Below are 24605 nucleotides of genomic sequence, written 5' to 3'. Positions count from 1 at the left end.
ACAAAGTCGGAAAGCTAGGACTTATTATTTCTCGAAATATTTTTTCATAAGCTAGATTAAAGAAAAACAAATAATGGTAAAATTTATAAGATTGGTGTTTTGATTGAAAATTCTTTTAACTCAATCTAAAAACTAGAGAAAAAATAAATGGAACGGAGAAGCTGGATGAAAAAGTGGATTGGGATAGGCATTGTGGTTATGCTTCTTAGTGGAGCAAGTGTGTATTTTTTCTGGCCGAGAGCAAGTGTCGAAAAGCCTGTAGTAGTATCTGTGCAGATGAATGAAAAGAATCAGGAGATTGCCATTTCGTACATAACGACTAAAAGAGATCAGACGCCTTTGACGAAAGCAGTAGTAAATGAAAGAAGCTTTTACCCAACTGAAAATTCAGCAGAACAAGACGAGAAAAATGGTACTTCTGAAATTCTTACTAGTCAAAACGGATATCAACTTCGAGAAGACGTGATCAAACTAACTGAGGAAGAACTAAATTATTTTATGGAATTATCCGGACGCGCACCGCTCGTTTCTGTCTCGTATAAAGATTATGCACCTGTTGAAACCATCCTCGTTGTATTGAGTGAAGATGAGGCTGCAGAGGGAATCATAAAAGGCGACGATCTACACTATACGTTTACAGCCGAAGAACCAATGGATATTCATACAATTGGGCATTACGATTCAGTTGCCACAGTAAGCGCTTCAAAAAATGGCGGCGATTCAACTCAGTCTGCCCAACTAAAGCAAGGGGAATCGATCGACATATTCTTCAGTGGACCCTATAAAATGGCGTCAAACGACGAACTTATGCTGGAGATTGAAACCACTGACGGAAAATATTATACAAAGCATCTAGAAACAACGCTAGAAATTCCTCAAGGTTACTTAAAGCAAATCGTAGCTGAAAATCAATAACTTAATATGATTGACTAAAGAAATGCTCAGCTCGTGGATAACGGAGCACTCGAAATCAAAGGCGTGCCGAAATCAATGCGCCATTATCGTGTGAAGCCTAATTGACTCAAAAATTTGAAAGGGGAGATGTAAAGTGTTAGAAAGCGTAGGAATTCTAGGAACGCTTATTTTAATCGTAGTGGTAATTGGATTGGTGTTATTATTTAGAAGCTTGTTCAACAATAGCAGAAGATAGAAAGGGCAACCCTAAAAATTTGTAAGGAGAGATTCAACAATGCTGCAAAAGCAAAAAAAAATTTTAATCATAGGTTTCCTTTTGATCCTGTTCCCGCCGCTATTCATATTTGCCGGCGGAATTCCGGCCATAGGTGAGCTATTTGGATTTGGGGAAGGGTTTGCCTATATGCTGGCCTATTTCCTTTTCTTTATGATCTTTGCTGGCATGATTCTCGTGAATATTGGTATATTCAAGGCTTTCTTTAAGAAAAAGCGTGAATGATTGAAAGGCGGATCCATTTGGATCCGCCTTTTTTTATGATTTCCCCATAAGTTAGAATACAAATACTTGAAAACACGGGAATATTTGTTGATTGTCGCTTCGGTCGTTCAGGTTATGCCCCATTGAACTCATCTGGCTTTTTTATTAATGCTGTAACTGAATCTTTTCAACCGATGAAAAGCATTGTGTATTTTTGAAATTCTTCTGATGTTCAAGATTCGCCATGGTGGAATCTGAACAATTTTTCGGATATCGACTTTCCTCGCCAAAATCAGTTTGAATCTGCCATGTGTCTTTCTAGAGCTCAAGCTTCGTGTTCAAATAGAAGATTCAGGTATATCCAAACAAGCACATGATTACCGAATAAATTTTCCAAATGCAGACAATTAATAGTTTAAAAATGCTAATATTAAGACATTAACAACTCCGCTGCATTTTAGAATCAATAAATTAAACTACACTGTAAGCGCTTGAATTGTCTATTTGATTGGATTCACTGAATTTGCTGCATCCAGAGGGGTGAATATTTATGGGAATGACCGAACTTAAAACCTGGGATTTTAATAAGTCCACCTTGGAAAGTATCAAAAACGATACGTACTTTAACTATCCAGTAGTTTATTTTTTGAACAACCATACCACGGTATATATCGGGGAAACTGTAGCCTTTAAAAATCGGATGAAGTCTCATCTGAATAATATTGAAAGAAAGAAATTAGAAAAGATGACTTTGATTATTCATCAAGAATTTCACCGCTCAGCTACATACAACATTGAAACTAAATTAATTAATTACTTCTTGGGCGATGATCGCTACAAGCTGCAGAACAAGAGTCAGACTGCGCAAAGTGTAACGCACAATTATCACAACAAGGAATTTTACGACAAAGAGATATTCAATGATATATGGAAAGAATTATTGAAAAGGAAGGTGGTAAATAACCCTGCTCACGTAATTGAAAACAGGGATATATTTAAACTTTCTCCTTTTAAAGAGCTGTCGATGACGCAACTCGAACTTAAAACAAAAATTCTTGAAGTTTGTGAAGAGCACATCAATGATGATGAGACGTTTGTATACATGATTAAAGGTGAAGCTGGTGTTGGGAAGAGTGTGGTCCTCAGTTCCGTGTTTAATAGCATCCAGGAACGAGCGGCTGACAAAAATTCTAACCTTCATCAAACAAAAAATTATTTGCTCGTAAACCATTCAGAGATGCTGAAAACGTACAAAAACATCGCTGCCAATGTAAAGTTTCTTAAAAAGAATAATTTTGATAAGCCCACAAGTTTCATTAATAAGCAAAAGAAAGCTACAGAAAAAGCAGATATTGTGTTGGTCGACGAAGCGCATTTATTACTAAGTAGAGCAGATGTTTTCAATAATTTTAATGAAGACAATCAATTGGAAGAAATCATTAAGCACAGCAAAGTGGTCATCGTTGTCTATGATGAAAAGCAGGTCTTAAAACTGAAAAGTTATTGGGATAAGGAGCGGCTCAAGAAAATAGTGTCAGGCTATCAAAGAGAAGAGCCCTATGTTTTAAGAGAACAGTTCCGCATGAATGCTGGAGACGATGTGATCGACTGGATCGATAATTTTGTGGAAAAGCGAATTCTAAAGTTACCGAAAGATGAACTATATGACTTTCAAATATTCAATTCTGCCAAGGAAATGCATGATGCCATAGTGGAAAAGAATAAAGAATACGGCCTCTCAAGAGTGGTTTCGACATTCGATTATGAACACAAGAAAGATGGCGAGCAGTACTACATTCGAGAAGACAGCCTTGAAATTCCTTGGAATTCCACCGATACCAAAAACACATGGGCAGAAAAGCCGGAGACTATCAAAGAAGCGGGATCTATATATACGATTCAAGGCTTCGATCTGAATTATGTAGGAGTGATATTAGGACCATCAGTTACTTATGATGCCCCAAATGATTGTTTGAAAATCATTACTGAAAAATATAGCGACACCGAAGCTTTCAGAGGAAAAGAAGGAATAAAGGATGTTGAAAAAGCGAAAGAACAAATTATATTGAATTCCATTAATGTGTTGATGAAGAGGGGGATAAATGGGCTTTATATTTATGCGAGTGATGAGAAGTTGAGGAGGTATTTCTTGGGAATTTAACAGCGAAATACATTCTTTTATATGAAAAGCATTAGGACAAACATTTGATCGTGGATTTTAATTTGTAAGTTGCTGACTTTGCACATGAACTCTACCAAGAGTTTCAAAGAAGAAATAAGCAGTAGACTGCTAGTTTATACGGGAGACTGGAATACTTAAAGAGTTAGGGGAGAACTTTCGAAAAACGTAATCGCGAGAGTTCATGACTTCGGCATACCTTGAAATAATAACTCACATCTTTCTGCTCAGACAAAAGACGCAAAACAAATTGCTTTCATCTACTCCGTTCAAGGAAGCAATATGGAAAATGTAAGTAACATCATTAAAAAGATTAAGCCTATAATAAAGAAACATTTTCTAATGTAATGAAACGAGAACACTGTAAAGAATAAGGGATCAAACCTGCTAAACTGAAAAGCAAGCGTGAAATTAACCCGTTAAAATGAATAATAATTGAAGAAACCTTTTATCACCAAGTAGTAGAGAATGAATTAAAATTTGGCATTGTGCGAATGATATAAATAACAACTTATTATCAAAATTAAAAAATGATGTATTAATTAAATAATTTAATTTTGATAGGATTTAATTGCCAGCCTGGCTTATTCTCCCATACATAGACAGGATAAATTTTCCCGCTATTGTCAATTAGACAATGGGGTCATCGAACCGTCCCTTAGGAAAAACAATTCTAAATGATTTAGATTACACACTACAATTTATACATAGTCATACTGGTTACATCAACATTTCGGGTGTGATTCTTTCATTTTATTCATTTGTATAAATTGTTTGAGAACTGTATCGCTCCCAAAAAAGGGAAGTTAATTAAATATATGTGAATCATTTAAAAGGGGTGCGCTTCATGAAGATTGTAGACTCAGTTGCAATAAGCTTTTGGCATAGCTTGTCATTTTCTCATTTAAGATTAGCTAATGAAATGACAAGATTGAGTAGGGAATTAGAGGGGAATTTCATTCCAGGAAAAAGCCAACCAACGCAAGAACTTGTTAAACCTTATGCAATAGGTGCTATCATGGCTTCAGTTGCATTTCTTGAAGGAAATATAAATGAATTATTTGAGAAAATTGTTGATAAACCCAATGATTATATAAGCCTCTCAGAAGAGAGCAAGCAAGATATAATTAGCTGGTGGAATATAAATAAATCTAATAGAAGTTTATCGATTATCCAAAAGTATCGCCAACTATTGATACTATGTAAAAAGGGAAAAGTTAAAAAAAATAGTGAATTATTCATAAGTGTGAATTTGCTAATTCGATTGAGAAACGATCTTACGCATTATAAACCAGAATGGAATACTACAGAATCCGAAATAGATGACATCCAAGTTTCTCCACGAAAGTTTGAAGATGAATTGCGGGATAGAATAAAGCCAAGTAAGTTTTTTGAATGCACAAGTAACCCATTCTATCCGGATAAATGTTTAGGGTACGGGAGTACGAAGTGGGCTCTAACAACAGCTTATGAATTTGCTGCTGAGGTTTATACTATACTGAATATTAAGCCAGACTATTCGCATATTAATAAAGATTTATTAGAATTGACAAATACAAAGCAGTAATTATTCGGAAGCTAGTTATTAAAAATAGCCTTCCTGTATCAAACCCAATTCAGTTTATTAACTAAAATTTCATTAAAAAATGCCGTGTTCCGAAACCTTAAGGGTTGACGGATACGGCTTCAGTATTTCATCAGTAAAATTAAATATTCATAAATGTTTGCTATACAGGGAGAATATGTAAAATTGCATCCTTGTGTAAAAAGCATTTCTAAACGAATCTGACTATATAGTACAATTTATATTTTATTGATAACAATTCCGGCTGCATTACTATTTCGGATATGGTTTTTTCTTTTTATACATTCATATTAATTGATTGGAAATGGTGTCGCTCCTAGAGAAGCGAAATATCAACTAATAAAGTATAGTGAAATGTAAAATCAAAAGATTTGCAAATGTGTAATAGCAATTAAAAATATATTAAATAGGTGGAATGAAGATGATTAATGAAAATTATGTTGCTCCTGAATATGGAAGTGATGGATTCACTTGTCCGAATTGCCGCGCTTATGCTCACCACGCTTGGAATGAGATTCAAAAAACAGATGGAAGAGACATCGGATTTGCCTTAACTATGGGCTTGAGAAGACAAAGAGAAATAATTTCGGTATTTGATTCCTCTGATGATTCTGTTGAAGATCAAGAAGCTGTCGATGAATTTTTTGGGAATACGGCGGTTAATGAATTCCTAATTAATAATGCAATTGCATTTAGTACTTGCTATAGATGTTTTGAAGAAGCTTTTTGGATAGATGGTCATATTATTTATCCTGGTATTTCTATCGCACCTCCAGCTCATATTGATATGCCTAAAGAAGTGAAAGAGGTTTATAATGAAGCAAAAGGGATTCTCGATTTATCGCCACGTGCTTCAGCGGCATTACTTAGGCTGGCATTGGAGAAATTATTACCTTTAGTCGGTGCTGAAGGAAAAAACATTAACGCAATGATCGGAAATCTTGTCAGTAAGGGATTATCTGAAGATGTGCAAAATGCTCTTGATGGATTAAGAGTTATAGGGAATGAAGCTGTACATCCAGGCACAATTAATATCGATGATAATAAAGATGTTTCTAAGGCTCTGTTTGTAATTCTAAACTTTATTGTTGATAAATTGATTACTGAAAAAAAGGTTATCAAAGGTATTTATAGCTTAATACCTGCCCAAAAAATTGAAGGCATTGGAAAAAGAGATTCTAAAAATACAAAAAAATAAAAGTGGAAAATATATTAGTTCACGTCACTGTGTTAAATCCGTTTCAGTATATTAGCAACAATTGCATGAAGAGAAAGCAGCATCTAGTGACCTTAAATGTTAACAGGTACGGCTTTAGTATTTTTACCTAGGAACTTCTGGAAATTGGGTCACTCTCTGAGAAACGATATTAAGGAATCAAAATTGCTTTGAACACAGTGACAATGATTATACCTCTCCCTAGGAAGTGAAAATATAATATTAATGATTGGATGGTGGAATACATATTTGATTTACTGCAAACTATTGCTATATCAGTTCAGGGTATCTCAGCGATAGTATTAATTATAGTTACAGTAAGTTTCAATAAAGGTATTAAAAAAATAGATTCACAACGAAGGTCTGATGAACAGCGTCGGTTAATTCATGATAGAAATCAAATTCGTGTAGATTTTATAATCTCACTTCAGAGATATTCAGCATTAATTGAGGATACTATGAGGGATTTAACTCGTAAATATCAAAGTGAATTTTCTTTTTTTATTGATTTCTTTATTTTAAAAAGCTTTTTGGAAGAGATAATAGAAGCAAATAATGATTGCAAATTAAATAACGAACTAATATTAGATGTTTTCAATAAATACTTTGATGATGAATATCAATATATCCATTCAGAAATAACGGAACAAAATGAAGACGCAAGCAATAGTGAGTACTTTTTACCTTTTGATAAAGCAAGATATCTACAAGAAGAGTTGAAAATCGAAATTTTAAAATTCGAAGTTCAAACCTTAATCAACCCCACAAAGTATTTAATAGAGATTAAGGAAATTGAAATGTATCTTCAGGAATCCAGTGCTTTTAACGGCCTTCCAATTTTAGATATCACCAACCGTTACGTGTTTCTCAATAAAATAAATGTTAAGCTTAAAAATTTTGTTATACAAATAAAAAAAGATATTGAAAGATGAATTCAGTAAATAAAACCTCAATAAATTCAGTCCTAGAGTTAAATCGAATTCAATTTATTTAAAGAAATTGCACCAAGAAGAAGCCGTATCCAACAACCCCAAGGTTAATGGATACGGCTTTATTATTTTTATCTTGGAATTTAAATATTCAAGATTGCTTAAGAAATCGCATCTTAGAGTGTTATTGACGCTTAATTTTGTCTAGAAACTGACGGTTCTTTTTGTCCCAAACCTGACGGTTTCTTTGTCCAAATGAATATAGAAAACGAGGGGGAACTAAGCCAGTTCTCCCTCGATCACTTTCTTCACCATCCGGTCGTCGATGATGCAATTTCCATTCTGCGTCGCAAACAACAGGCAATGTGTTACGAGTTTGTTGTTTGCGGCGCAATGCGCCGCATGAATAGCTGAACACCTCGTTAATCGCAGATTCACTAAAGATGTCGCGCCCGACACCCGCGTAAGAGAGATGTTAGTTCATGTATTGTTCGGTCTCTGAACGGTCGAGATGATGCAGGCGAAATTGGATATCGATCCGCTGGCAGATGGCCGCGAAGGACTGAAGCTAAAGAAGATCGCATAATTCGGACTGTCCGACCATGATGAGTGCCATTGGGCTCTGGGTATCCATGCAGAAGTTCAGGAGGAATCGCACCTCTTCCAACATCTCCCGATCGAGTAAGTGGGCTTCATCCACGACACAGACAGGCGTCAGCTTGTGGATGTCTTTCATCAGTTCGATTTCGCGATGCAGCTGCCGCTTGGCATCGCCACGGTAGAACTTGGATTCGAGTCCCAACTGTTCCAACATGCCTTTGTAGAAATGCCGCGGCGTCAACTTGGAATCTGACAGATAAAGCAGTTTAAAACGTTAGTAAAACACGCCCCTGTGCCAAACACAATTCCTGTTATACAAGAAAGCTGTATACACAAAACGTCATACGCAGTGATTTAGGGGATGACGATAATATTTTTATGAAGGAAAGAAATTATTCATAACTGTTCCTTACACAGTGGTACCCCCCCCTTACAATAGAGAAAAAGTGTAGGATTTATTCTATAAAACTTTGCATATAAGGGGTGGGGTAGTTGGAAAACGGGAAAACGGGAAATCGAAAAAGCGTAAATCACATCATACGGTATAAGAGAAGCTGTACGCTGTGAAACAAGTGATGTATCAAAATCGCCACCGGGTGGACGTAGCCATCGAAATGAAGATCTCAATGGGCGCCATGACCAATTGGCTGCATCGTTTTCAACTAGAAGGTACAGAAGGACTGCATCCTAAACGGGAAAGCAAAGTGAAAGAGAATGGAAAAGAAGAACTTGAACGGCTGCGGGTTATCGAAAAGAAATACTATGAGGCGCAGGAGGATATCGCAATCCTAAAAAAGTTCCAGGCCTCTCGAGAGGCGAACGAAAAGCCAAATGTTTCGAAGCGATAAGCAACATGAGAGACGAATATTCTGTCAGGAGTCTCTCCCGAACCGGAAATGGGTGGGGGATCTCACCGAGTTTGCTTATTTCAATCAAAAGTTCTATGGCTGTGTGATCCTTAATCTATTCGATCGTCAGGTAGTGGCATTTCACCTAAGCGACCACCCGAATGCCCTTCTTGTAAAGGATACGGTTCTCTTGGCGATGGCAAATCGCCAGTTGAAATCATTGGATGGACTCTTGGTCCACACATACCGAGGCACAGTCTTTTCTTCAACGGCATACCGAAAGCTGTCGCAGCAGCTGAAGTTTCAGCCTAGTATGTCACGAAAAGCCAAATGTTGGGATAACGCCGTCATTGAAAGCTTTTTCTCCCAGTTAAAGAACGAATTTTCCGCTCCATTTTCAGCTGACTTCCCAAAAAGAAGTCAAAGCAGACCTGCCTAAATTTATTGCGTACTACAATATAAAAAGAGGACCAAAACGCTTGGGCTACCTGTCGCCAGAGATGTATTATCAGGCGTTTTTGGCTAGTGAGATTGTGTAATGATTGCTTAATTTTACCATCTCTACTTTTAGGGGCTAGATTAAGAGGGTGAAATAGGAACTGCTGGAAAATTGTTGAGTGAAGTAAAGAAGAATCATGTCCCTCGGAAAAGAAAAAAATTCTAAACGATTTTGACAATACACTACATTTCATACTTTCTACATCGCTAATGGCGATGTATCAATATTTCGTATGAGCATCTTACCGTTTTATTCATCTAAACAAATTTTTGAGAATTGTCCCGCTCTTTGGGGAGTGAAATTCTTTAAATATTTTGTACACTCATTTAAAATCGGTTTATTTCTAAACTTCTAGACATTACTAATTGCTTTGCAAATTTAATCTAAAGTTGTTAGAAAAAAACGTTTGGTTTATAATGGGAATAAGTAAAAAGGGACTTTTGGAGTTGATTGATTTATATGATGAAAGTTACACCATCAACAATACCATCCTATCTTGAAAGTGGAAATCTTCCTTCCGGAATTCATTTAACATCTTGGGAGGAATTTAAAGAAAGGTATGGAATTAATCATAAAAGACAGATGCAGTTACATGGACTTGAAAGAGCCATTGTTGAAATAAAAAAAGCTGGAGGAACTAAAATTTACGTCGATGGTAGTTTTATAACTAATAAAAAGAATCCTGGGGATTACGATGCACTCTATGATTTAGAAGAAATAGATGAAGAGGTTATTGATGAACGGTTAATCGATTCAACATACCGAGGGAGAGAAGTTCAGAAGCGGCATTTTGAAGGGGAGTTTTTCCCGATGAATGCTAATGCAACTACCCCTGTGGGATCGATGTATATAGATTTTTTTCAAAGGGATAAAAAAACTAATGAGCCAAAAGGTATAATAAGAATTGATTTGGGGTGAAAAGTATGATTAAAAATGACATTGAATTACAAATTTCAAAGGAAAATTTTATGAATTTCACAGAAGCCCTTCAAAATTTTTCGTACGATAAATCATATGAAAATTTATCTCCAAAGAAACAGGAAATTTATCGTAAGTCATTAGAAGGCGAAATAGAAAATTTAAAAAGGCAAATAGACGAATACGTGGATTTAAAAAGTGGTGTGCTTCCTCCACTACTTTTAGAAACGCTTAGTGAACTACCTTTAAATTTAATAAAATATAGAATTGCTAAAGGAATTAGCGAAGAAACGTTAGCTAAAGAAATTGGTGTTTCTACTCGAGAGTATGTTGAACTTGAAGAAGAGTTATTTGCCGATGCATCAGTAAATTCCGTTTTGAAAATTGTTGATTTTCTAGACGTTAATCTTCCTGCTGAATTTCACGAAATGTTGTCTACGGACTCTGAACAAATAAAGAAAAACATAAAGGTTACGACAGGCCATCTGTCAAATAAATTATTACCTATGGAGTTAAAGGAAAACTATAACCTAACTGATGGATATATTAAGTTGTTTATCACTATTAAAAAGGTTTTTAATGAGTATTTGAATGATATTCTTACAGGTGCTCCAATTAACTATAATCCCTATACTACTGCGCGTTATAAAGCTCCAAAAGGGACTAGGACAGAACTGGTTTATTTATATACTTCTTACGCGGAATTTATTTCAAAAGAAATTAGCAAAATTATAGAGTCTCCTGAATCTACAAAATTAACGACTAGTCCAGTGGAGTTTCGAAATGATGTTATAGAGAAGTACGGGGAATTGAATTTTAGTTCTTGTGTTGCCCATTTATGGGATATAGGCGTACCTGTGTTACCACTTGAAATGTCAGGAGGTTTCCATGGTGCATGTTGGAGATTTAATGGGAAGAATATTATTGTATTAAAACAACAGAGTCAATATAATTCACGTTGGTTATTTGATTTACTTCATGAGTATTGGCATGCAACTCAAGATCCTGATTCATTGGAAAGAGAAGTCATAGATATCGGGGATGTAATTTCTGCGGAAGCAGAAAATCAAGAAGAAATTGATGCAAATAAGTTCGCTGAAGAAGTTATATTTGACGGGAAAAGTGAGGAACTATTCGAAGCATGTGTAGTTAATGCGGGATATAAAATTAAATTTCTAAAAGGTGCAGTTGAAAAAGTTGCCTCTATAAATAATATTGATGTGAGTTCATTAGCTAATTATGTAGCATATCGATTATCGAAAATGAATCAAAATTGGTGGGGAGCAGCTACTAACCTACAACAAAAAGGGAATCCTTTTATTGAAGCATCAAATATTTTAGAAGAAAGAATAGACCTTTCTTTACTGAATTCTCTAGATTACCCCCCTCATGAAAAAGAACTAATTCAGAATGCGATTTTTCATTAAAAGTCTAAAAGAAACCACGTCTCTAAATTGAGCGAAGAACAGGGAAAAATGGGTCAAACGGATAAATATAAATGAAGCAAAGCTGTTTGTTAATTGAACGACAGTTATTGGTTGCATTCAGAAACCTTTATAGTGTCATGTCCTAAAAAGCTGAAACGCTAGAAGCAGCATTCACTGTTTTCATCAAAAAATACCAATCCCTAAAAACGCTGCTCTAAGGAAAGAAATATTCCTTGGAGCGGCGTTTGTTTTATTCATGTTTATAAAATGTTCGAGTATTGTGTGTTTCCCTGGGATGGACACAATCGTATGAATATCCGTTCTTATTATCGATTAGTTCCTTAGACACCGAATGTTTGTTAAGATATTCGTTTCTTTTGCTGTATTAAGCAGGAAAACTGTTTCACCGCAAAGCCAATTCGGGAAGAGATAGGGAAGGAGGGGTATACAGATGAATTCTTTTAAAGCGATTGTCATTAAAGAACAGGAAGACGAAGTTATTTACGGAGTAGAAGAAATAGGCGAGGAAGGGCTGTCAGGCGGTGACGTCTTCATTAAGGTGGCATATTCTTCGATCAATTACAAAGACATGCTAGCGGTACAGAAAAAGGGGGCGTCATCCGGGAGTATCCGATGATTCCGGGAATCGATGTGAGCGGCACGGTTGTCCGGTCGGCAGATTCCCGTATTCAGGAGGGGCAGGAAGTCGTCGTCACAGGTTTTGCGATGGGGATGAGCCACACAGGCGGATTCGCTGAATATGCCCGGGTGCCCGCGGATTGGGTAGTAGCGTTGCCAGAAAATCTGAGCCTGCGAGACGCGATGGTCTTCGGAACAGCGGGCTTCACGGCTGCATTGTCTATTCTGGCATTGGAGAAGAACGAAATGGATCCGAAAAACGATCCCAAAATATTGGTGACTGGATCGACTGGCGGCGTCGGCAGTATTGCGGTACAAATGCTAGCGAAGATCGGCTATAAAAATATTACGGCTTTGGTCCGCAAAGATCATCAAGTGGAGGTGGCGAAATCGCTCGGAGCGCATACCGTCATTTTCCCGGATGACTTGGGCGAATTGAAAAAGCCGTTGATCAAAGAGAAATTCGATTATGTACTGGATACTGTCGGAGGGGAAATTACCTCTGTGTTGATCCCGCAGCTTTCCTACGGCGGCAGCATGAGCATGTGCGGAATGGCAGCCGGTGTTGAGTTGAAGGCAACCGTGCTGCCGTTTATCCTGAGAGGGGTCAATCTGCTCGGCATCGATTCCGTGAATGTGCCGATTGAAAAACGCCCTGCGATTTGGGCAAAAATGGCGGATGACTGGAACATTGCTGGTACAACCCTGGTGGACGAGATTTCGCTTGAAGAAGTTCCTGGCACCATTGAGGCCATCAAGAACGGTGAGCATCTGGGACGGACGATTGTGAAGTGTTAACGGGTTGTTGGCTCATTCCAAGCTTTGAGCGGGAACCTTCGACAAATTGTTTCCCTGTGAAAAAGTGATTCTAACAATAAACTAGATTCCAAACAGTAACACACCCGCTGAATTCCAATTGCGGGTGTGTTTTTATGTTTAATTCAGCTGTATAAATTGTGTGAGAATGAGGATGAACATCTGAGGACTGCTGAAAAAAGAATGAGAGCCGCTGCATGTCTCTTGAAAGACACACTCAAGCAAAAGGTCAGTCGCGCCTTACTCCACTCCAAAAGCCACAATCCCATAAGCCTCCAAATACGCTTTCAACACACGCACCCATTGTTTTTCACTCGCAAGACCCACATGGCCATCTGGCCGAATCAGGTACAGCGCATCTTGCTTGAGGCCTGCGTCTTTCATCTGGGCTTCCCATGCAAACTCATGGAGCTGGAGCGACTGCGAACGGGCAAAGTCGATCAGCTCGGGCTTCGCTTTGCCGTACACATGAATTTGCCAATCGACGGAGCGCAACGGATCGAAATTATCGCCGCTTGCGGTTTCGATCCACGGCAAGCGCATGCCGCCGTAGATTTTGCCGGCTTTGCCCTTGCTCAAGGGGCTGTTGCGGTAATTGATGTGGATTTGAGACAGGATCTTAAACGCATTTTTTTGGGAGAAGGGAAATTTGAATAGCGACGGCAGGGCATAGGGTACGAAATACTGGCGCAGCAGAGTGCCCCGCAGTTTTTGGCTGACGATTGTTTGGAACGCTTTGTCGGTTGTTGCGATCAAGCGGCGCGCGAAGACGATTCGCTCTTTTTCGTATGTGCCCAGTAGTCTCGGAGCGCCTTTTCCTTGAATCACCGCTGCGAGCTTCCATGCCAGATTGATGGCGTCGCCAATGCCGGTGTTCATGCCTTGTCCGCCGGCAGGGCTGTGCAGGTGGCCGGCGTCGCCTAAGATGAAGATGCGCCCTTTGGCAAATTGCTCGCTTACGCGGTTATGGACACGGTACGTCGAAAACCAATTGACCTTGGCCGCGGTCACACGAATTTTATTTTCAACATAATCGCTGATATCACTGTATTGAAGATCGGTGCGTTCGTTCAATTCATCAGGCATAATGCCGAGGATTCGTTTGGTCTTGGCGTTCCGGACGGACATGTACAGCATAAAGCCGTCGTCGTCCATGTACATGTCCATCTTTTGCATGTCGTCGACCGGTTTTTCGGTTTCGATATCGGCGACAAAGAATAATTGCTTGTACGTGCCGCCGGGGAAATGGAGTTCCAGCCCTTTTCGGACCATGCTGCCGGCCCCGTCGCATCCGCATAAATAGGCAAATTCCGCTTTTTCTAAGAGCTGACCTTTTTGCTGCAGTACGGCGTTCACGCCTTCTCCCGTGTCTTCAAAAGAAAGCAACGCGGTGTTCCATTCGACTTCGATGCCGATTTTACTTAATTCGTCCACGAGAATTTCTTCGTGCTCGTCTTGCGGTAAACTCAAGATAAACGGAAACGGACTCAGTCCTTTGCCGAAATCAAGGAATTTCACTGTGGCTTTCACGCGTTTGCCGTCACTGACGTCAAGCGACAAAATCGGATGCCCCCGCTTGATGTTGCGTTCGGCCAAGCCAAGTTGCTCGTACTGCTCCAATATGCGTGCATGCACAGCGAGCGCACGTGACGCTGTGCCGGTTCCTGCGTTTTTATCGATGATCCGAAACCGCACGCCTTGGCGGGCCAGACTATAGGCAAGAGCCAGTCCAGTGGGGCCGGCTCCAATGATTAAGATTTGTGGGTTCATCCTAGAGACCTCCTAATGAGTAACACGCCTGCTGATTGATTCCGTTTCGAGTGTCATGTAGTGGCTGGCTCAAATCGAGTATAGGAAAAGTTCTTATAAGAAAAATCACGTGATACCGAACAAAAAGCTCTTGTACAGCTACTATATCCTCAATCGACCGATTTCAAGCAAGCGAGGCTTAAAATCGTTACCCAGTGAAAAACACGATGCAACATATACAACGAACCCAAATGAGGAATCCGCAAAAACCAGAAATGAGGTGGATTCCTTTTGCGTTTTCATGGGAAATGGCAAATAGCCATAATTGGTTCTTACACAGGGGTGATTTAGGAGCTGCTGAAAATTCAAAGAATCGTGCCCTAGGTAAAGAGGAAGTTCTACACGATTCTTGCTGTGCCGATCCGCGGGAAATTAAAATCTAATCCGAGAGACATTTTTATCCGGCAAAAAGGAATAGAAGGAATAACAAGAGCAGTGATGTAAAAGAATATAAAAGGACAGATTCCTATTAACTTAAAGCTGGATGCATACGAGCAGTTTCGGAAGAATTTGAGCAGAGGGGTGCAGACGATGAAAAGAATCTTGGCCATAAGCGATATTCACGGAGAGCTTGAACTTTTTGAAGAACTGCTGCAGAAGGCGGAATATGACGACGCTGAAGACAGGCTGATTTTACTGGGGGATTACGAGGACCGCGGCCCCGATTCGAAAGGGGTTTTGGAGCGGGTCATCGAATTGAAAAAGCGGGGTGCCATTGTATTAAGGGGCAATCATGATCAAATGATGCTGGACGCTGCAAACGATGAAGCCGGTGCGAAGCAAATCTGGGCAAGGAATGGGGCATTGCCGACACTGCAAAGCTACGATCCATCCATAAAAAACATGACGCTTCCAACGGCAGCTGTCTTTTGGGAGCACGTCGATTTTATTAAGGAAACGGAATATTACCATGAGACGGCTGACTCTATTTTTGTGCATGCGGGTGTTCAGCCGGGTACATTGGTTGGGCAGACCGACCCAACGATCTTAATGTGGATCCGCGATGAATTTTATAAAGCCTATACGGGAGAGAAGACGGTAGTATTTGGCCATACACCGGCGTTTATGCTGCGCGGGACAAGAAATTATGATGTCTATTTTGGCGACAATCGGATTATCGGCATTGACGGAGGCGCGGTTTACGGCGGACAGTTGAATTGTCTTGAGCTGCCGAGCCGAAAAGTCTATAGCGTGAAGAAGCATTGAAGGAAAGGAATGAGGAATAGGGGAGTTTTGGGTGATAGAATCGCTTCCCAAGGGAAAGAAACTATTCTAAACGATTTTGACAATACACCGCAATTTATACTTGATACAAAACCACAACGGCTGCATCAACATTTCGGTTGTGGTTTTTCCTTTTTATTCATCCGTTTAAATTGATTGGGAATTGCTTATCTTCTTGGGAAAAGAAGTTAATAAAGCAAAATAATTTCTTACTTTTTATCCTTTTATTAGAAAATTAATAGTTAATTGTTCTGAATACCTGTTAAACTAGAAGACAATAAACTTATCATCAATTAGGAGGAAAAACTTGTGGCTGCAGACGAAGTTTCAATCGGGAAGATACAACAAATGTTGGATTGGGCTTATGAAAAATCTTTAGAGGGTATTCCTGGTATGGATTCGGCTTATGAAATGGCGGAGAACTTTTTGTCAAAGCATGATACCGCTGAACAAGCCATCGATAGCTTGATTCGCTGGCAAAATACTAAAGCTGCCACTAGTGGTTTTCTTACCGGCTTAGGTGGGATAGTTGTTTTACCGTTTACTTTACCCGCAAACATTGCGTCTGTTATGTATGTTCAAATTAGAATGATTGCCGCTATTGCACACATGAAAGGCTATGATTTGAAAGATGATCAAGTTAAAACGTTTGTGTTTGTTTGCCTAACGGGCAAATCAGCTTCAGATATATTGAAAAAGGCTGGCATTCAAGCAGGCAATTCCTTTGTTAAGCAAGCCGTCCTGAGAATACCTGGTGAAGTAATTAAAGCGATAAATAAAAAAGTCGGTTTCAGATTAGTAACTAGGTTCGGACAAAAGGGTATAGTGAATTTAGGTAAAGCAATACCAATAGCTGGTGGTGTTATCGGCGGTACAGTCGACGGAATAGGGACAGGGATAATTGGAAAGACAGCTAAGAAGGTCTTTGTCTAATTACGGAGAATTATAATAGTTTTTCAAGGAAAAAATTTCTTTAGCTTCATGTATAAAAAGTTTCACTTCCAAACGCCTAAGAAATATTTAAAGATAAAAAGTCTATATTCATTCGATTTAAAAGCAAAGAGATAGATTACCTTGCTGCCTAAACGAGTGGAACAATATGTGAGGAGCACATTCAGATGAAAAAGCTGCTAGTTGGAGTTATGATTTCGATGTTACTTATTGTAATCGTTGGTTTAGTTATGTTTATTCAATTCAAACCATTAAGTACTTCTGGTCAAAGTTCTCATACGTCCTTAATCCAGGAGAGAGTCGTGGAGTTGTCAGAGTTAGCGACATTGAAGTATGAGTACAGTAAAGCAATGGTAAATCGTGATGATAAGAAAATTCTGCTGACTGATATTCGCTTTGCTGAGACGATAAAGCTTGTAGAGTACACGGGATATATGAAAGCCGGATCAGACCTTTCGAAAGTGGAAGTGGACTATGATGAAGAAGCTAATCAAGTAACAGTCAGAGTTCCCAAAGCGAAAATTCTTGATAATGTTGTGGAGACTGAAAACATGAAGATAGAAGATGTGAAAGGTAATATCTTCTTTGATCCTCCTACACAGAAACTTATCGACGATATAAACGTTGAGAAAAAGAAGTTTGAAAAAGAAAAAATCAGCCAAGGATTTTTAACAGAAGCAGACAAAAGAACAGAGGAAGTTTTGAAGTCTTTCTTAAGCATTGATGAAGAAAATGAGGTTATTGTTGAGTTTTATTAAAATTACGTACCATGTCTCTGCGTAAAAAAAATCTCAGTTTATAAACTTTAATTTCAATCAGAAAAAACCGTATTTTGAAACCTAATAGGTTAATAAATACGGTTTTTTTATTTTTATCCAGAAATAGCATTTTAGCATGTCCCAGGTAATAAACAATGCCCAATAAACACTTTAAACATACCTAGACTGTCTGCATCAATATGTCTATTGTGGCTTTTATTGTTATTCATTCGTATAAATGATGCAACTCAAAATTCTGTAGGAACTACAACATCGCCATATCTAAAGACTTCATATTCTTCCATGTCTAATTTACTGGTCCATCTCAATCCTGAAACTTCAGGGAGCAAAGCCCGGTAATGGCCCCAGTTTAAAACATGGATATCCTGCAATTCTTTATCGGGAAAAGATGCGATGCTTTTAGAATTATACGCAGGCTTATGAGTGAAAATTAGCAGCCTCTCTGCTAAGTCGATATAAGAAGACCATAAATCTTCAGTTAGAGGTTGGAATCCGTGAAGTCTTCCAATGTAAATCTTGTGATTATTAGAATCATTTGTGTAAAGCCAATCTTCTTGAGATATTCTTTTGCCTAAAGTTTGATAATCAGCCTTGCCGATATATAGCAAGACATCATTTCCATACACAGGATGCCTTCCGTATACCTGATAAATTCCATAATCTATTTCTTCGTTCATAAGCTGAGGGAGCTCTGATAGTTTATAAGAACCTTCCCATTCAATTTGAATAAATGTTACCGGATTTATGGACATACAAAAATCTTCTTATTAATGAGAAATTATTTTTCTTTCAAAACGCCGACAGCAACCAGATTAGTCAAAGCGCCTTTATTTTTAAATCTGAAGTATCCGCTTAAACGGTTTAAGTCTTTTTGTGTCAGATTAGCTAAATCAGTGGCAAGTTCGTATTCGTTTTCCAATTTCGTAAGTAATGTCTTTGCGAATTCCACTTGCTTTGGCGTTAAAAGCTTGTCCTCGTTATTTTCATTTTCAGTTTTGATCGCTGTTTTCTTATCTACAAGAGGAAGGATGGTTTGATTAATTTCTTCAGTGTATTTACCAGCTTTAATCCAGGCCAAATCATCTTTGTTTAATGCAAACCATTCTCCTTCGAGTCTCTTGGCAGAAAAATGCTTATGGAAGGCAACTTCAGTCTGATGGTGGTTACCGGTTTTTATAATGAAAATAAGTTTATTTTCAAAAGGCAATTTCACACCAAAGATATTCATTCGTTTCTCAAGGTTTTTGGTCTTGCCGATTTTGAAAGAGCCGTTCATGTATTCTTGTACAAAGTAAACATATCCGGGCGCTTTGCCTTGGAGGTCTGGGGACTCAATAATTTTTTCGAGCTCATATTGATTTGATTCAAACAGATAAATCTTATGTTGCTGAACTGCAGGGGGGATGATTGATGGTTCGGGAGTAGCTTTGCTAGAGAAAATTTTATTGAACATGTTTTTGACCATTAGTGAACGCCCTCCAAATTGGTTTTAATGTTATATACAATTATATCCTAGAGAAGGACTTTTTTCTTATATATATCAAAATTTGTAAATGTTCCGTTGAGTTTGCATACTAGTCAAATATCATATCCAGCAGAGGGAATTCTTATGAACATAAGTAATCGAAATCAGGCGGACGTGATAGAATAGCAGTTAGTGGGACGTTAAATCTTCTTATAGGAAGCGGTATGATCTTGCCTATAAGGAATTGCAACATGCATGGCTGATAGATGAATTGAAAAGGATGGGATAGCAAAGTGAACAAATCCGTAGAACAAAAAATGGGCGAGATGCTCGAAGTGTTTAACAGTTTTTCGAATTGCAAGATTGAACCGAATGAGGGCGATCGGCTTTTGATCGCCAGCAATAAACCGGTTCCTTGGAGTGGTGCTCTTGAGAAGAGTGACGCGGAATCGTCGCATAAAATTGGGTACATTACGCCTCATAAATCGTCGCTGGCTCTTTACATTGATTTCCCGCATGATTATTTGGATGCTGATCGGGTGGAGGAAGTCATAAATCCTGAAGGCACATTGATGTATTACGAGCCAGGCACAAAGACTTCAAACGTGAAAAGCTGGTGGAGGTTCCGGACGGATGAGAAATTCGACAGCATTCACTTAGTTCTGAGAAAAACGGAGCTGGACTTGTATGATTTCAAGAGAGAAGAATGGATTCAATTGATGAAAGAGATCACGAACGTTCATCAATGATTGAGAACATAGCCGAATGGCGGAACTTCCCTGATGTAACAAGGAAAGAAATAATTCTAAACGATTTTGACAATACATTCCAAGTTATACTACATAAAACGACACTCCGAGGAAATCAAGATTCCTCGGAGCGTCGTTTTGTTTTATTCATGCTTGTAAAATGTTTGAGAATGGTGTGGTTCCCTGAAAGCGGCACAAAGGGTGAGCAGAGTTTATCCGAAAGGTGCAAAATGGCAACCATTTTGCACCTTTTCTATTTCACTGGGGTGAAATAAGATTCCCCCAGAATTTCCTTCGTTTCGTATTGGCCAGGAGAAAGTTCTTTTTCAATAAATGCCGTGATATCGGTTGGGGCAACGTTGTACATCACTTCAATTTCTTTGGAGAAAAGAAGTTTTTCTTGTTGCAGCAAGCCGGAAAGTGCCGGCTGCTGTTTTGCGTGCAGCTCTTCTTCGCCTAACACTTTCTTCAAGCCGTCGACATAAGCCTTAAACGGCTGGCCGCCTACAAGTTTCACGCCTTTATTTTCTTCGTTGATCATGATGATGGTAGGGAACCCCCGGGCACCGAGGGTTCTCGCTAAACTAAGATCTTCGCTTAAGAGCTGCTGGCCAGTTGCCTCATTGGCTTCATGGACGATTGCCTTTCCGTCGAGACCCATCCCATTGACGAGGCCGACCAGGACAGAGTCATCAGAGATGTTTTGGTTGAAAGCGAAAAGGGCTTCTCTGGCACGGCGCAAGTATTCGTTCGCTTTCGCGTCCTTGTATTTTTCCTGGATCACTTTAAAGACGCGGGAAGGGGGATAGGATGACTGGACCGGGTTATCGATCATTAACGATCCGTCGATTGGCATTCTGGAATGTTCGCCCACTTCCCGCCAGTGAGGCGCTACATCCGCCGGTTTGTAAATGCCATTTGCCGGGTCGATCGGTCCGTCATGCCATTTTTCCAGCAAGCCGCCCATCACAGTCTGGAACTTGAAATAGTTGCCGTACTGTTCCGTAAAACGGCGGAATACCGGTTCGATTGCCCAGCAATGCGAACAGATGGGATCGGTCACATAATAAAGCGTAACCGATTTTTTCGGTTGGCTAAAATCAAGCAGTCCCATTTCCTCTTCTTCAGCTGGTCCGCATACACCTGTTTCCATATCACATACCATATTTAATTTGTTTGTCATTTGGTTTCCCTCATTTCTTGAGTTTTGGAAGATAGCTTGTTTGCTTTACACTTGAATTCTAAGCCATAATGAAAAGCAACAACACCGATAATTCCAAGGATGTGTCGCTTATCCAACACGCTGGAACTATTGTCGGAAAAGGAGTGGCGAACATGACGCAAGTTAAAGTGGATCCCCGGGTCGTCCGCACCCGTAAATTGATTATGGATTCTTTCATTAAACTTTCGGAAAGCAAGGAGTTCAAGGACATTACGGTAAAGGATATCACGGCAGAGGCCATGATCAACCGGGCAACCTTTTATTATCATTTTGAAGATATTTACGATCTACTGGAGAAAGCCTTGTCGGAAGTGCTGTTGGTCAACTTGAATTCGGCTGAATACCAGCAAAAGGAACTGAACGAGGACGTGTTCATCCACCTCTTTAAAGCGATTACCAATTTCCAGCAGTCTTTGTCCAACCGCTGCCACCGGGGCTACGAAGACACGATTGCCCGGATCATCAGAGATCAGCTTGAGGTGATTTTATACAAAATGCTGGCGGTACAAAATGGAGCAGAAAAAGATGAAGCCCTCAAGATCACGGCGGTCATGCTGAGCTGGGGAATTTACGGAATCTCTCTAGAGTGGAAACGAAACAGCACAGTGCCACCGGCAGAATTCATCCAAACGGCTATCCCATATCTCTTGCATGGCATCCATTTTGATTTTTAAAAAAGTGACACTTCCCTGTGAAAAAACAATTTTAGATTATTCTGACAGTACAAAATAATTTATACAGCACACACCGGCCTCCCAGTGAATCAACGATGGGCTGGTGCTGTTGAATATAAGGTTTATGGAAGAATGCTATGAGCCTTACTTGACTACAGTAAGAAATTATCAGGAAGTGACTTGAAAATCCCTGGTGAAGCTAGAAAGCGACAAATAAAAAGTTGGTTTTGAACTAGTTCCTAAATTCGGCCAAAAAGAAATAGCATGATAAGATTTTTTCAAATCCCTGTGCTGATGTTTGTCTCATATAGGCCCGCGCTAAACTTTTGAATCTTTTTAGCGTGTGTTCCGTATAATTAAAGGGGGATAGAAAAAGTGTTCACCTGATTTAATAATTTTTAAAAATTTCGTTTCTCACTTACTCTTTTGCGAAAGGCATGATTCAATGGGCACCATTTCACTTGTCATTTTACTCTTCTTTCTTCCGTACGCTTGGTTTCTCTGGTCCAGCATGAGTACGAAAAGCGGCAAAGCCGAAAAACCGCGCTGGAAAAAATCGCTAGCCGTTCTTCTTGCGTTGATCCTTATCAGTGTTGTTTTAAATTACTATTTTTCCAATACATATCAGCTTTCTTTTTTCCAAAATGGATTTGAAAGCAAAGTGGCCATTATTGTTTCTTTAGCGTTTCTGTTAGTTATATCCATCATCAACGTTATCGTAAGCATCGTTTTCAAAGGCGCCCCGAAATCATTCCATAACCCTAAGGTGGTGTGGATTTTTACAGCGGTGTTCTGTACAACGATCCTGTTTTTCACCATGTGGGTTTACCCGTTGGCGGAAAAAGCATCTTATATCCAAAAAGTTGAAAGTGCTCTAGCGGCAGCAGAAGAGCAACAAGACGCCGAAGAAATCACCGTAGTGTTCATGAGTTCCGAAAAAAACTGTTTCCGAACCACAACATCGAATTGCAACTCAACGACATACAAAAACTCGTTTTTCCTCAAAAACAATCTAGACATACAAAAAGAGGTCCAAGTGCGTATTCGAGCCTTAGATTCCAATCAAAAAGAAATGAAGTTAGTAGAGTCTGATGTCATGACGCTGGAAGCAGGAGAATTAAAGCTGGTCGAGACGGAAGAATCATCTGATAAGGCGAGCATCTGGAGCCGCTCTTCCTTTGAAACCGAGTATCGAACCCAGTCCTATGAATCTTTGTACAAATATCGTGATGCCGACTAAGAAATTCTTTCCTTGTGTCAGATAGAATTCTACACATACAAAAAATCCGCCCTATTCAACTAGAGGGCGGATTTCTTTTTTGGAGAAATATATAACACATCAGTTTATTCTTTCCGGGTTGTAATTCTTAGCTCGTAGTCGTCCAACAAGCAAACTGTTCTTTTGTTCCTTTATTGTGCTTGAAATCCTTAAGAATTACTCTCCAACCATACCGTCATTATCGTTATCCCGCATATAGGGATATAACCAATGATCGCTCATGATCGGCATACTAAAACCAGCTACTTCTGCTTCTTTGATCGTTACCTGTCCATTGCCATTTGTATCGACACTGGAAACATCTGCACCTGTATTTGCGGTGGTTGATTCGGCAGGCGCACTGTCTGTAGTTGAACTGCTTGAATCAGCAGGCTCACTGTTTGTTAAACCGAGGGATGCATTTACTTCATCAGGGTTTACGTTGTCAAAAGTGTCAACGACTTCGTTGCCCCTTACTGTATACGTATACTGGTAACTTGAAGGAATTTGCGTTTCCGTATTCGGATAGGTGATGATGGCTTCAAAATTAGTAGCTCCACCTGCGTCGCGGATTACGTCTTCCATATAAGCCTGGTCACCGTGCCGGTTGAGCGTACTTTCCTGCGGGGTAATATTATAGGCATTCGACACCCCGCCGAGAGAATCCGCAATGACATGCCCTTCGTCTAAAATGTCACTTTCGACGCCGGGAACCTTTGCCTCGTCCGAGTAATATCTGCCAGACGATGTTACAGGTTCGATACTATCATCCTGTACAATGATTTCGGCAGCAATGACACGTTCCAGTTGGCCGTGTTCATTTGTAAAGGCCCAATATTCACGATCCCCATACCCAATATCAACGACGATGTTAGCTTCACGATATCCAGACAAATCACCGCCATCAACATCGAAGGGTTTGTATCCGGCGAACAGTTCATTATTTAGTCGGGCTGCTTCTTTTTCTGCTTGCTCTTTAGCTGCCAGTTCCTGCGCTTCTTTTTCTCTTGCAAGCTTCTCATCGGCTTCTTTCTCAGCTGCCAGACGAGCTTCTTCTTTTTTCTCTTCTTGCGCCGCTATTTCATCGGCTTCTTTCTCAGCAGCTAGGCGAGCTTCTTCTTTTTTCTCTTCTTCCGCTGCCTGTTTCTCAGCTTCTTGTTCGTCAATACGCTGTTCTTCAGCTTTTTCCTCGTCCGCTTTTTCTTTCTGAGCTTCTAGCTGTTCACTTTCGACGCCAGCTGCAGTTTCAACATCTTCTGCTGTAGAGGCGACTCCAATACCGGAACCAATTATTACTGCGAATGAAAGACCAATCGCAAGGCCAGCTTGCTTGACAGTCAGTCCTTTTTTGAACAAAGCGCTGACGAGTAACATGACGATGCTCGCAGCAAAAGCCAGTAAGGCAACCAGCATCAATAAAATAAA

Annotated in this window: 22 protein-coding genes and 1 pseudogene; 17 read left to right on the top strand and 6 right to left on the bottom strand. The window is 39.5% G+C overall.

The window, feature by feature from the left end:
- Window positions 1–165: 165 nt before the first annotated feature.
- The 6 genes from AC4EHB_RS12050 to AC4EHB_RS12025 all read left to right on the top strand — a co-directional run bounded on the left by AC4EHB_RS12050 (window position 166) and on the right by AC4EHB_RS12025 (window position 7305).
- Window positions 166–915: a hypothetical protein gene (locus AC4EHB_RS12050; RefSeq protein WP_490981659.1), complete on the top strand. Its 750-nt coding sequence runs from the start codon at window positions 166–168 to the stop codon at window positions 913–915.
- Between the two features lie 274 nt (window positions 916–1189).
- On the top strand, window positions 1190–1414 hold the full coding sequence (locus AC4EHB_RS12045; RefSeq protein WP_490981658.1) for a hypothetical protein: 225 nt from the start codon (window positions 1190–1192) through the stop codon (window positions 1412–1414).
- Between the two features lie 529 nt (window positions 1415–1943).
- On the top strand, window positions 1944–3554 hold the full coding sequence (locus AC4EHB_RS12040) for a DUF2075 domain-containing protein (protein WP_490981657.1): 1611 nt from the start codon (window positions 1944–1946) through the stop codon (window positions 3552–3554).
- An 865-nt stretch (window positions 3555–4419) separates the two neighbouring features.
- On the top strand, window positions 4420–5139 hold the full coding sequence (locus AC4EHB_RS12035) for a hypothetical protein (RefSeq protein ID WP_490981656.1): 720 nt from the start codon (window positions 4420–4422) through the stop codon (window positions 5137–5139).
- Between the two features lie 439 nt (window positions 5140–5578).
- Window positions 5579–6355 (top strand): DUF4145 domain-containing protein, encoded by a 777-nt coding sequence (locus AC4EHB_RS12030; protein WP_490981655.1) that lies wholly within the window; start codon window positions 5579–5581, stop codon window positions 6353–6355.
- A 254-nt stretch (window positions 6356–6609) separates the two neighbouring features.
- On the top strand, window positions 6610–7305 hold the full coding sequence (locus tag AC4EHB_RS12025) for a hypothetical protein (protein ID WP_490981654.1): 696 nt from the start codon (window positions 6610–6612) through the stop codon (window positions 7303–7305).
- Between the two features lie 565 nt (window positions 7306–7870).
- On the opposite strand, the gene AC4EHB_RS12020 is transcribed toward AC4EHB_RS12025, so the two are convergent.
- The gene (locus AC4EHB_RS12020) at window positions 7871–8116 is read right to left on the bottom strand and encodes an AAA family ATPase (protein WP_490981653.1); all 246 of its coding nucleotides are present in this window, start codon (window positions 8114–8116) and stop codon (window positions 7871–7873) included.
- A 349-nt stretch (window positions 8117–8465) separates the two neighbouring features.
- On the opposite strand from AC4EHB_RS12020, the gene AC4EHB_RS12015 reads away from it, so the two are divergent.
- The 5 genes and pseudogenes from AC4EHB_RS12015 (at window position 8466) to AC4EHB_RS11995 (ending at window position 13031) form a co-directional block, all read left to right on the top strand.
- Entirely contained in the window at window positions 8466–8750 is a 285-nt protein-coding gene (locus AC4EHB_RS12015) for a hypothetical protein (RefSeq protein ID WP_490981652.1), read from the top strand.
- Window positions 8734–9189, top strand: a complete 456-nt coding sequence (locus tag AC4EHB_RS12010) for a transposase (protein ID WP_490981651.1) — start codon at window positions 8734–8736, stop codon at window positions 9187–9189. Before AC4EHB_RS12015 ends, AC4EHB_RS12010 begins: the two co-directional genes overlap by 17 nt.
- 519 nt (window positions 9190–9708) lie before the next feature.
- Entirely contained in the window at window positions 9709–10167 is a 459-nt protein-coding gene (locus tag AC4EHB_RS12005) for a DUF6932 family protein (RefSeq protein ID WP_490981650.1), read from the top strand.
- A 5-nt stretch (window positions 10168–10172) separates the two neighbouring features.
- The gene (locus AC4EHB_RS12000; RefSeq protein ID WP_490981649.1) at window positions 10173–11594 is read left to right on the top strand and encodes a helix-turn-helix domain-containing protein; all 1422 of its coding nucleotides are present in this window, start codon (window positions 10173–10175) and stop codon (window positions 11592–11594) included.
- A gap of 451 nt (window positions 11595–12045) precedes the next feature.
- Window positions 12046–13031: pseudogene (locus AC4EHB_RS11995) on the top strand (YhdH/YhfP family quinone oxidoreductase).
- 258 nt (window positions 13032–13289) lie between these two features.
- Here the strand turns inward: AC4EHB_RS11995 and AC4EHB_RS11990 are convergent.
- The gene (locus AC4EHB_RS11990) at window positions 13290–14819 is read right to left on the bottom strand and encodes an FAD-dependent oxidoreductase (protein WP_490981648.1); all 1530 of its coding nucleotides are present in this window, start codon (window positions 14817–14819) and stop codon (window positions 13290–13292) included.
- Between the two features lie 570 nt (window positions 14820–15389).
- Between AC4EHB_RS11990 and AC4EHB_RS11985 the strand changes: the two genes are divergently transcribed.
- The 3 genes from AC4EHB_RS11985 to AC4EHB_RS11975 all read left to right on the top strand — a co-directional run bounded on the left by AC4EHB_RS11985 (window position 15390) and on the right by AC4EHB_RS11975 (window position 17791).
- A complete protein-coding gene (locus AC4EHB_RS11985) occupies window positions 15390–16064 on the top strand; it encodes a metallophosphoesterase (RefSeq protein ID WP_490981647.1) in 675 nt (224 codons plus the stop codon).
- A gap of 327 nt (window positions 16065–16391) precedes the next feature.
- A complete protein-coding gene (locus AC4EHB_RS11980; RefSeq protein ID WP_490981646.1) occupies window positions 16392–17015 on the top strand; it encodes an EcsC family protein in 624 nt (207 codons plus the stop codon).
- Between the two features lie 185 nt (window positions 17016–17200).
- On the top strand, window positions 17201–17791 hold the full coding sequence (locus AC4EHB_RS11975) for a DUF4230 domain-containing protein (protein WP_490981645.1): 591 nt from the start codon (window positions 17201–17203) through the stop codon (window positions 17789–17791).
- Between the two features lie 248 nt (window positions 17792–18039).
- Here the strand turns inward: AC4EHB_RS11975 and AC4EHB_RS11970 are convergent, their stop codons facing one another.
- A complete protein-coding gene (locus AC4EHB_RS11970; RefSeq protein WP_490981644.1) occupies window positions 18040–18564 on the bottom strand; it encodes a hypothetical protein in 525 nt (174 codons plus the stop codon).
- A 26-nt stretch (window positions 18565–18590) separates the two neighbouring features.
- On the bottom strand, window positions 18591–19277 hold the full coding sequence (locus AC4EHB_RS11965) for a GIY-YIG nuclease family protein (protein WP_490981643.1): 687 nt from the start codon (window positions 19275–19277) through the stop codon (window positions 18591–18593).
- Between the two features lie 293 nt (window positions 19278–19570).
- Here AC4EHB_RS11965 and AC4EHB_RS11960 point away from each other — a divergent pair, with 293 nt between their 5' ends.
- Window positions 19571–20026 carry a hypothetical protein gene (locus AC4EHB_RS11960; RefSeq protein ID WP_490981642.1) on the top strand — a complete coding sequence of 152 codons (456 nt, stop codon included), beginning with the start codon at window positions 19571–19573 and terminating at the stop codon, window positions 20024–20026.
- 253 nt (window positions 20027–20279) lie between these two features.
- Here AC4EHB_RS11960 and AC4EHB_RS11955 read toward each other — a convergent pair whose 3' ends face one another.
- On the bottom strand, window positions 20280–21209 hold the full coding sequence (locus tag AC4EHB_RS11955; protein WP_490981641.1) for a DsbA family protein: 930 nt from the start codon (window positions 21207–21209) through the stop codon (window positions 20280–20282).
- Window positions 21210–21361: 152 nt separating this feature from the next.
- On the opposite strand from AC4EHB_RS11955, the gene AC4EHB_RS11950 reads away from it, so the two are divergent.
- Window positions 21362–21922: a TetR/AcrR family transcriptional regulator gene (locus AC4EHB_RS11950; RefSeq protein WP_490981640.1), complete on the top strand. Its 561-nt coding sequence runs from the start codon at window positions 21362–21364 to the stop codon at window positions 21920–21922.
- Window positions 21923–22367: 445 nt separating this feature from the next.
- Window positions 22368–23162, top strand: coding sequence for a hypothetical protein (locus AC4EHB_RS11945; RefSeq protein WP_490981639.1), 795 nt, complete (start codon window positions 22368–22370; stop codon window positions 23160–23162).
- 195 nt (window positions 23163–23357) lie between these two features.
- On the opposite strand, the gene AC4EHB_RS11940 is transcribed toward AC4EHB_RS11945, so the two are convergent.
- Window positions 23358–24224: a DNA/RNA non-specific endonuclease gene (locus tag AC4EHB_RS11940; protein WP_490981758.1), complete on the bottom strand. Its 867-nt coding sequence runs from the start codon at window positions 24222–24224 to the stop codon at window positions 23358–23360.
- Window positions 24225–24605: the final 381 nt, after the last annotated feature.

This window comes from Planococcus sp. TJ-302 (assembly GCF_058268455.1).
This window is presented reverse-complemented; position numbering and strand designations above follow the sequence as displayed.